General features: G+C 29.0%; 9 protein-coding genes and 1 pseudogene. 1 reads left to right on the top strand and 9 read right to left on the bottom strand.

The annotated features are described in order from the left end of the window. The 5 genes from tig to BHW04_RS02090 form a co-directional block, all read right to left on the bottom strand. Window positions 1-822, bottom strand: an 822-nt coding sequence (tig, locus tag BHW04_RS02110) for a trigger factor (protein WP_302698699.1), incomplete at its 3' end; no start/stop codon positions are given. A 107-nt stretch (window positions 823-929) separates the two neighbouring features. After that, window positions 930-1,724, bottom strand: coding sequence for a hypothetical protein (locus tag BHW04_RS02105; protein WP_022211185.1), 795 nt, complete (start codon window positions 1,722-1,724; stop codon window positions 930-932). Window positions 1,725-1,744: 20 nt separating this feature from the next. After that, on the bottom strand, window positions 1,745-1,945 hold the full coding sequence (locus BHW04_RS02100; RefSeq protein WP_186835245.1) for a hypothetical protein: 201 nt from the start codon (window positions 1,943-1,945) through the stop codon (window positions 1,745-1,747). A gap of 48 nt (window positions 1,946-1,993) precedes the next feature. Continuing rightward, window positions 1,994-3,223, bottom strand: a complete 1,230-nt coding sequence (locus tag BHW04_RS02095) for a TcaA 3rd/4th domain-containing protein (protein ID WP_302698697.1) — start codon at window positions 3,221-3,223, stop codon at window positions 1,994-1,996. Continuing rightward, window positions 3,213-3,557: a hypothetical protein gene (locus tag BHW04_RS02090; RefSeq protein WP_022211183.1), complete on the bottom strand. Its 345-nt coding sequence runs from the start codon at window positions 3,555-3,557 to the stop codon at window positions 3,213-3,215. The genes BHW04_RS02095 and BHW04_RS02090 overlap by 11 nt, the downstream gene beginning before the upstream one ends. 200 nt (window positions 3,558-3,757) lie before the next feature. On the opposite strand from BHW04_RS02090, the gene BHW04_RS02085 reads away from it, so the two are divergent. After that, window positions 3,758-4,351, top strand: coding sequence for an ECF transporter S component (locus tag BHW04_RS02085; RefSeq protein WP_302630749.1), 594 nt, complete (start codon window positions 3,758-3,760; stop codon window positions 4,349-4,351). A gap of 106 nt (window positions 4,352-4,457) precedes the next feature. Here the strand turns inward: BHW04_RS02085 and BHW04_RS02080 are convergent, their stop codons facing one another. The 4 genes and pseudogenes from BHW04_RS02080 to BHW04_RS02065 all read right to left on the bottom strand — a co-directional run bounded on the left by BHW04_RS02080 (window position 4,458) and on the right by BHW04_RS02065 (window position 8,565). Then, the gene (locus BHW04_RS02080) at window positions 4,458-4,736 is read right to left on the bottom strand and encodes a hypothetical protein (RefSeq protein WP_302630750.1); all 279 of its coding nucleotides are present in this window, start codon (window positions 4,734-4,736) and stop codon (window positions 4,458-4,460) included. Window positions 4,737-4,770: 34 nt separating this feature from the next. Next, window positions 4,771-5,657: pseudogene (locus BHW04_RS02075) on the bottom strand (PTS transporter subunit EIIC); the annotation flags it as partial. A 25-nt stretch (window positions 5,658-5,682) separates the two neighbouring features. Then, window positions 5,683-7,344 carry a glycoside hydrolase family 13 protein gene (locus BHW04_RS02070; protein WP_302631957.1) on the bottom strand — a complete coding sequence of 554 codons (1,662 nt, stop codon included), beginning with the start codon at window positions 7,342-7,344 and terminating at the stop codon, window positions 5,683-5,685. A 213-nt stretch (window positions 7,345-7,557) separates the two neighbouring features. Continuing rightward, the gene (locus BHW04_RS02065; protein ID WP_302698694.1) at window positions 7,558-8,565 is read right to left on the bottom strand and encodes a LacI family DNA-binding transcriptional regulator; all 1,008 of its coding nucleotides are present in this window, start codon (window positions 8,563-8,565) and stop codon (window positions 7,558-7,560) included. Window positions 8,566-8,688 lie beyond the last annotated feature (123 nt).

Here is an 8,688-nt window from a genome sequence, read left to right as displayed (position 1 = left end):
TAATTTCTTAGTAGTATCTTCTTTTAAAGCTTCTAAAGTTTCGAATTCTGAAACTTCTTTAGCAAATTCATCATCAAGTACTGGTAATTCTTTTGCTTTAACTTCTTTAACTTCTACTTCAAATTTAGCTGGCTTTCCGTTTAATTCTTCTTTTCCATAGCTTTCTGGGAAAGTAACATTAACTTCTACTTTATCTCCAGCTTTAGCTCCTACTAATTGTTCTTCAAAGTTATCTATAAATGAACCTGAACCTATTTCTAATGAATAGTCATGTCCTTCTCCACCTTCAAATGCAACTCCATCAATGAATCCTTTGAAATCTATAACAGCTATATTTCCATTTTCTATAGCACCTTCTTTAACTTCAACTCTTGCATTCTTTTCTTGCATTTCTTTTAACTTAGCAGAAACTTCTTCCTCAGTTACTTCGTAAGTTTTCTTTTCAACATTTAACCCTTTGTATTCTCCAAGTTCTACTTCTGGGTAAACAATTACTTCAGCAGTATATATTAAATCTTTTCCCTCTTCAGCTTGAACTACTTCAACTTTTGGGAAATCTACAGGTCTTACATTATTTTCTTTTAGTGCCTCTGCATAGCTTCCTTCTATTGAAAAGTTAACTGCATCTTCTAAAAGAACTTCTACTCCATAGTATTTCTTTACAACGTTCATTGGCACTTTACCTTTTCTAAATCCTGGCACATTGAATTTCTTAATATTCTTCTTATATGCTCTTGTTAAAGCTTCTTTAAATTTATCTGCTTCAACCTTTACTTCAAATTTAACAACGTTAACGTCGATTTTTTCCATTTTAGCTTCCATTGTATATTCCTCCTACAATTAGTATCTCTTGTTACATAATACAACTTAGTCATTATAACATATCTAAGCTAATATTTTCAAATATTTGTTCAATAAAATTCCTGTATCTATTGTACTAACTCTCCGTTTGAAGTAATATATCGTACATTGCCGTCAATATTTACCTCTAAACCTTTTTCCTGCATCTGTCCAAAAGTAATTTCTGTAGATTTAGAAGCCCATATAGTAAAGTGTGTATTCATATTTATGTCTATTATGGATATATATTTATTTAAATTGTAGCCAAAATACGGAATATTAGTAATATATGCAATTTTATTTTCACTTATTTGTACAGGTGTACTATGCCATATATATCCTTGATATAAAGCTCTTATATTGTCTTTAATATATATTTCTCCATCAGGCCCAACATATTGTGCTAATGTTACATTCTTAATCTCTCCGTTAGCATATACTATGTTAATATTTTGATTTGGATCTAATACCACTGCATCTTTACCATTGTTGCCTATATAAATATAATAATTTTCTGGAACTTCCTTAACAGATTCAATTAGTGTTTCTGAATTTTCTTCCTTTAACTTAAAACTTATAGGGGTATCTGAAATAGTTACATCTAAATACTTTTCTACAGGTGTTTCTTCTACCATTGGTTCTTGTACTTCTGAACTTTCATTAGTTTCATCCGTCTGCACCAACTGTTCCTTATCATCCGTTTCCTTATCTTCGTCAACCCATGCCTGAAGTCTATCCTTTAATTTAGAAAAATCATAATTAGCAACTTCTGTTACCAATATGCCTATAATACATATAGAAAGAATTCCAATAATAATTTTCTTTCTCTTTCTTTTCCTCATTATTTTTTCATAATCCTTACTAAATATGCTAGGCTTCTTCATAATACCTCTCCTCTAAATGATTACTTCTTAATTTCTAGTTTTGTGCTCTTCTTACAACATCCAGTTGAACAATTACATGTAGCACATTTTCCACTGCTTTTGCATCCTCCACATTTTATTATACCTAATTCTCTTAATTCTTGAACAGATAATTTAGCTTCATTTACATCATAATCTTCATATTCTGGTGTTTCTTTTAAAATTCCTTGTTTTTTTTCCATTTCCTCCTCCTGTTTTTTAATATTATCCTATTTGGTATTAATATATACTTATTGCTCATCTAATTCCAATTCTATTCTTTGGCTACTTTCAACTAACCATTTTCCTTCATCATATATTAAAACAATTAAAAAACGTTCTTCTTTTTCTTCCTTTATGAAAGGAAGTATTTTTTTAGCAACACTATAATTGATATCTACTAAGATATTTGCTACATACCTTTCATTCTCATATTTAAACTCACTATTGGCAATTTTTAATTCTAAATCATCTATGGTATAGTTATTAGAAAAAATCATGGTCTTTTCATAAATGGAATTGAAAATTTCTTCTCTTGAATTTTCTTCAACATTTTCCATTAATGATATATCTTTATTATTTAAAGCGTCAAATAAACTGTTATAAAATCCTCTTAATGTGTTTTCTATAGTTGCTAAAAGCTTATCATTAGCCATATTTATATCAAGTTTTAAAATATTATCTTCTTGAATCTTCACCTCTGGACTTTTAACCACTCCCCAAGGAAATTCTTTGGTAAGATAAATAATTATATCTTTATTATTTGGTATAGGTCCATATGTCTTAATTTCACTGACAGTTTTTTCAGTGTCTTTTCCATTAATATAAACTTTTGCATCATTGAAATTAGAATATAATGTAATATATTCTGCTGCTACTTCAACATTTATGTCTCCATCCTCTAAAAACTCCATGTCCTTACTTTCTGCAATATCACCATAATCTGTTTTTAATTTATATGAAACTTCATATCTTCCAGGTATTAAAGTAACAATTTCTTCATTCACTTCTTTTCCATTTATATATATAATGGCTTCTTTTATATCTGAAGCAATACTTATGCTTATAGTACTTATATTTAAATAATAATTTTCCCCAAAAAGCCCTTTTTCACTTTCAATGGTGAAAATTACACTTTTATTATTCTTTTTAAGATTATCAACTACTCTCTCAACATCTTCGTCATTAAGTAAAAAATAATCAATTAATGGTTTTAATTCATCATCATCTGCTTTTACTCCATCAATCTTTATATTTTTTTCTGCCCAGTTTTCTTTTCCTTTTAGTAAAGCCATTTCCAGCTGATTAATTAATTCTTTTTTACTCATAGGCTTAATTAGATTAAAAACACTGACCCCTATAGCTATAATCAAGACAACAATATATACTTTAACTCTTATAGTTTTTTCTTCACTCTTTATCTTATTAAGTATACTATAGAAAAACTCTTTTATAGTTTCCTTCATTTTGCTATATTTCATCCTCTAAAATTCCTAGTACCCATTTTCCACAATTTACACACATATGAATTGTAATTATAAATGTATCTAACATATCTTCATCAATATTGCCTAATGTCATTAACTCTTCCTTTGTAATAAACTCATCATTTGAATCTATAAATCCTTGTATCTCAACAACATAATTCTTATTTGTTTCATTACAACAATCATTTACTCCAACACATTCTATTTCTTCATATGACAATCCATCTTGTAATTCCTTTATTATAGGTAATATATCTTCAAATTCACTGATATCATCTAAGAAATCCTCTTTTCTAAATACTAAATCCTTTATTTTAAATAATTCCATATCCAGCTACTCCTTTGTTTATTATCAAGCTATATTTTATATTATATATATTATACTATTCAAGATATATCTGTTAAATAGTATTCAATAAATATTTTTCATTGTTTATTGACAGTTTTACAAAAAATATTGTTATTATTTACATTTAAAAATATAATTATATTGATTAAATCTAATACTAATAATCGTAGGAGGTAACTATGGACAATACTTTAAAAAATTATAGATCAAAAACTCGAAAACTAGTTATTATTGGAATGCTTGGTGGTATATCTATTTTCCTTGGACTTACCCCCTTAGGAATCATCCATCTTCCAGTAATGAATTTAACTATAATGCACATCCCTGTAATTATTGGAGCTATTTTAGAAGGTCCATTAGTTGGTGGTTCCATTGGTCTTATATTTGGATTATTTTCAATGTATCAAAATATAACTGCACCTAATTTAACATCTTTCATATTTATGAATCCTATGATTGCATTACTTCCAAGAATATTAATTGGTATAGTTACTTATTATGTATATGATTTTATTAAAAATAAATTTAAGAACAAAAGTATTTCAATAGGTGTAGCTTCAATTGCTGGAACATTAACAAATACCATTGGAGTACTTGGACTTACTTATATCTTATACCTTGATAGGTACGCTGCTGCAAAACAAATTTCAACTGATATGGTAGCTGGAGCCTTGCTTACAGTTGTGGGTACCAATGGAATAGCAGAAGCTATAGCATCTGCCGTTATTGCCATACCAGTGATAACAGCACTATCTAAAATTAGAAAATTCTAATAAATTATGAATTGTGGAATAAAATCCTTAATTCATAATAAAAAAAAGAGTTATCATATTGAAAAATTTCAATATGATAGCTCTTTTTTTGTGTGATGCTATATTTTTATAAATTTATATTTATTTCAACTCCAAAGTGATCTGATACAATGTAATTTTCTCTATTAAATATCACCTTTGAGTCTTTAACTTCTATCTTTTTATTACTTAATATTAAATCAAGTCTCTTATCTTCACTGCACTCCCTCCAGCCATCTATTGTGCCTTTAACAGTGATTCCAGAATCCTTTTCTTGTGCCATTATATACGTATCTATCATTCCTTTTGCAATAATATAATCATATCCTTCATTTCTTAACAATGCATTATTATTAAAATCTCCCATAAGGAATGAAAACTTATTATCATCAATATGATTAAGTTAAGAACATGAATAAAAATTCAATTGGTTCACTTACACCTGTTAAAAACACCGCTATTGCAGTTGAAATAAACATTGATTTATATTTGCTCTTTTTATCTGCATCAACATTTTTATACATTGCTAAAGCAACACCCATTAAGGAAGCTGTTGATAAAACAACTTGTCCTGCTTTAAATCTTGCTGGAACTACTGTTGAAATTATATTATTATAAGTTGTCATATTTCCTGCGCCTTTTAAGTTTATTAAGTCTGTAATCCACGCAAACCATAACGGATCTTGACCAGCAATTGTAACTCCTGCTGAAGCTCCAGTTAATGCTGTATAAACTCCACCAAGTTCTGTATAGTTTACTGGTATTGTAAGCATATGATGAAGACCAAATGGTAATAGTAAACGTTCTAAACAGCCATAAATAAAAGGTGCTAATACTGGTGCTGTATCTTTTGAATTAGCAAGCCACATACCAAAGCTATTTAAAGCTCCTTGTGCAAATGGCCATATAACAGATAACACAAGTGCTGTAACTGTAGACCATAAAATAACTACGAAAGGTACAAATCTCTTACCATTAAAAAAGTTTAATGCTTGTGGTAGCTTATTGTAATTATAATATTTATTATATATTACAGCTCCTAAAAACCCTGAAATTATACCAACAAATACACCCATATTAAGTGCTGGAGCTCCTAAAATATCAATAAAATAATCTGAAACTACTAACGTGCTACCAAAAAGTGATGTGAATACATCCCAATTAATTTCCCTAAAGAAATCATTAAACCTGCAGCAGGCATTACTGCAATAACCACCATTAAAGTTTTACCAAATTTTTGCCAAAAATCAAATGAAAATAACTTATCCTTGTTGTTCTCTCTTCCCATTTTATATTCCCCCTCAATAACTCTTTTATACCTTGTATAATCTAGCCTCATAAGGCTTTAATACCAACTCATTTAACATTCCATGCTCTCTTATCTTATAATTTGCAAGCATTAAGTTTTCATAATTAAGATTTAAATCATCATACTTATATAGTGCTTTTTCATCTGATAAATTTACTATCACAACATATTTATCATTATTTAAAGTCCTTGTATATGCATAAATATTTTCATCTTCATCAAGAATCATATCATATTTTCCATATACTAAAGAAAGATTTTCCTTTCTAATCTTTATTAAATCTTTATAGAAATTTAATACTGAATCTTTATTAGCCAGTTGTTTCTCAACATTTATTGTTTTATAGTTTTCATTTACATCAATCCATGGTGTATTTTCACTAAACCCTGCATAATCTGATGCATCCCATTGCATAGGCGTACGTGCATTATCTCTTGAAATACTTGAAACTGCTTTTAAAGCTTCATGGACACTAGCTCCTTCATTAATCTTTTCTTCATAAATATTTATACTCTTCACATCATTATATTTTTCAATAGAATCAAATCTAACATTTGTCATTCCAATTTCTTGTCCTTGATAAATAAATGGAGTACCTTTTTGCATGAAATACATTAATGCAAATGCCTTAGCTGATGCTTGTAAGTATTCGTTATCATTTCCCCATGAAGAAACCACTCTTGGAATATCATGATTTTCAATAAATAATGCATTCCATCTTTTTCCTTCTAAAGCATTTTGCCATTTTGTAAGGACATTCTTATACTCTTTAACATTAAATTTATTTTCTCCTACTTCTCCCCATAAATTCAAATGTTCAAATTGAAAAATCATATTGAATTTACCATTTTCTTCACCAACCCACATTTCTGACTCACTGGCATCTACACCATTTGCTTCACCAACAGTCATAATATCATATTTAGCAAAAGTATTTTTATTTAATTCTTCAAGATACTCATGTATTCCATCAACATTCATATGTTTTTCAAAGGATGATACATAATTTAAATTATGAGGATTTTCCATATCTATTAATCCTGGTTCCTTTTTTATATGACTAATGGCATCTACTCTAAACCCATCAATGCCTTTATCAAGCCACCAGTTTATCATCTTATATATCTCTTGTCTTACTTCCTCATTATCCCAATTTAAATCTGGTTGTCTTTTACTAAATAAATGTAAAAAATATTGTTCTGTATTTTCATCATACTGCCATGCTGATCCTTTAAATATACTTTCCCAATTATTAGGTTCAACACCATCTTTTCCATCTCTCCAAATATACCAATCTCTCTTTTTGCTATCTTTTGAAAGTTTTGACTCCATAAACCAAGGATGTTCATCGCTTGTATGATTAATAACTAAGTCAATGATAAGTTTCATCCCTCTTTTATGTACTTCATCAAGCAACAAATCAAAATCTTCCATATTTCCAAAGTCATCCATAATATCTTGATAGTCACTTATATCATATCCATTATCATCATTAGGTGATTTATACATAGGACAAACCCATATTACATCTATACCTAATTCCTTTAAATAATCTAGCTTAGAAATAATACCTATTATATCTCCTATACCATCATTATTTGAATCTTTAAAACTTCTTGGATAAATCTGATAACCTACAGCTTCTTTCCACCATACTCTCTCCATTTATATCTCCCTCCTGTGCAACCGTTTGCTTTTTCTTTAAAATATATATACAGTTTTTCAACTGTATATATTTAAGATTTTATATTACATTAATAATGTAACATTATTTGAAATTGTTTACAAGTACCAAATTCGCTGATTTTTAAAATCTATTCTCATTTCCCTCTATTTTTCTTTAATTTTTATCATTTGGCAACCGTTTGCACTAACATTTCACAAATCTACAAATAATGATTTTCTCTCCACTAGTTCTGTATCAATTATATAGAAGTTCTTTCCTATAGTTTTTCTTTCAAGCTTATCTATTAAAAGTTTTGCCCCGTAATAACCTAACTCTTCCGCCTTTACATCCACTGATGCCAAAGGAGTACTTCTATATTCTGCTAGAGGAGTATTATTAAATCCTACCACTGCTATTTGTTCCTTACCGCTGTCCTTCATCTTATCTTGTGCACCAAATGCTAGCAAATCATCAGTTGTTAGTATTGCTGTCACATCATCATTTTTTATAATATCCTCCATAGCAATATAACCACATTTTTCAGTAAAATCAGCGCATTCTATTATCAATTCTTCCCTAGCTTCAACACCTCTACTCCTAAGTGCTTGCTTATATCCCTCTAATCTATCCTTGGACATATTTAAATTTCCTTTTGCACCTATAAAGCCAATTGTTTCGTGACCCATCTCTATTAATTTTTGTGTCAGCAAATACATAGCTTGAAAATTATCATTATCAGCCCATAAAACTCCCTTCACTTCTTCAGGACGCCCTATTATAACAAAAGGAAAGTTTATTTTTTTTAAATACTCTATATCTTCATCATTATCTTTTGCATTAAAAAGACATAATCCATCTACTAAATTACTTTGAGTAAATTTTTTTATCCACCCATCACCACTACAATCTTCTTTAAAGCCATACATGATATAATAATTTTCCTTTTGTGCACAAACGCTTATCCCCTTTAAAGCTTGTGCAAAGAATGGATTAGAAAACATCTTTTCAGCTCCATCTGGCAGTACTACCGCTAGTATCCTTGTTCTATTATTAGCCAAACCTCTAGCCACCACATTGGGAGTATAATTTAATTTTTTTATAGCAGCGTTTACTTTCTTCTTAGTTTCTTCACTTATTCTCGGACTATTAGATAAAACTCTCGAGACGGTAGAAGTAGCAACATTAGCCTCTTTAGCAACATCTTTAATTGTAACTTTCATGTTATAACCCTCACTTATGTTAAAATAGCTTACTTATATCTCCAACTTTTAAGCATTTTCTTTATTTATATTCATAATATTACACTAATTTTATAAAAAAAAGAAGTACATATACGCATGTAC

It is taken from the genome of Clostridium sp. 29_15 (assembly GCF_001916075.1).
In the GTDB taxonomy this organism is placed as follows: Bacteria; Bacillota; Clostridia; order Clostridiales; family Clostridiaceae; genus Clostridium; species Clostridium lentum.
This window is presented reverse-complemented; position numbering and strand designations above follow the sequence as displayed.

What these genes read in the sequence shown, in the direction of transcription:
- BHW04_RS02085 (WP_302630749.1), top strand. Translation starts at nt 3,758, where the DNA reads ATGGACAATACTTTAAAAAATTATAGATCAAAAACTCGAAAACTAGTT.
- BHW04_RS02090 (WP_022211183.1), bottom strand. Translation starts at nt 3,557, where the DNA reads ATGGAATTATTTAAAATAAAGGATTTAGTATTTAGAAAAGAGGATTTC.
- BHW04_RS02070 (WP_302631957.1), bottom strand. Translation starts at nt 7,344, where the DNA reads ATGGAGAGAGTATGGTGGAAAGAAGCTGTAGGTTATCAGATTTATCCA.
- BHW04_RS02100 (WP_186835245.1), bottom strand. Translation starts at nt 1,945, where the DNA reads ATGGAAAAAAAACAAGGAATTTTAAAAGAAACACCAGAATATGAAGAT.
- BHW04_RS02095 (WP_302698697.1), bottom strand. Translation starts at nt 3,223, where the DNA reads ATGAAATATAGCAAAATGAAGGAAACTATAAAAGAGTTTTTCTATAGT.
- BHW04_RS02065 (WP_302698694.1), bottom strand. Translation starts at nt 8,565, where the DNA reads ATGAAAGTTACAATTAAAGATGTTGCTAAAGAGGCTAATGTTGCTACT.
- BHW04_RS02105 (WP_022211185.1), bottom strand. Translation starts at nt 1,724, where the DNA reads ATGAAGAAGCCTAGCATATTTAGTAAGGATTATGAAAAAATAATGAGG.
- BHW04_RS02080 (WP_302630750.1), bottom strand. Translation starts at nt 4,736, where the DNA reads ATGGGAGATTTTAATAATAATGCATTGTTAAGAAATGAAGGATATGAT.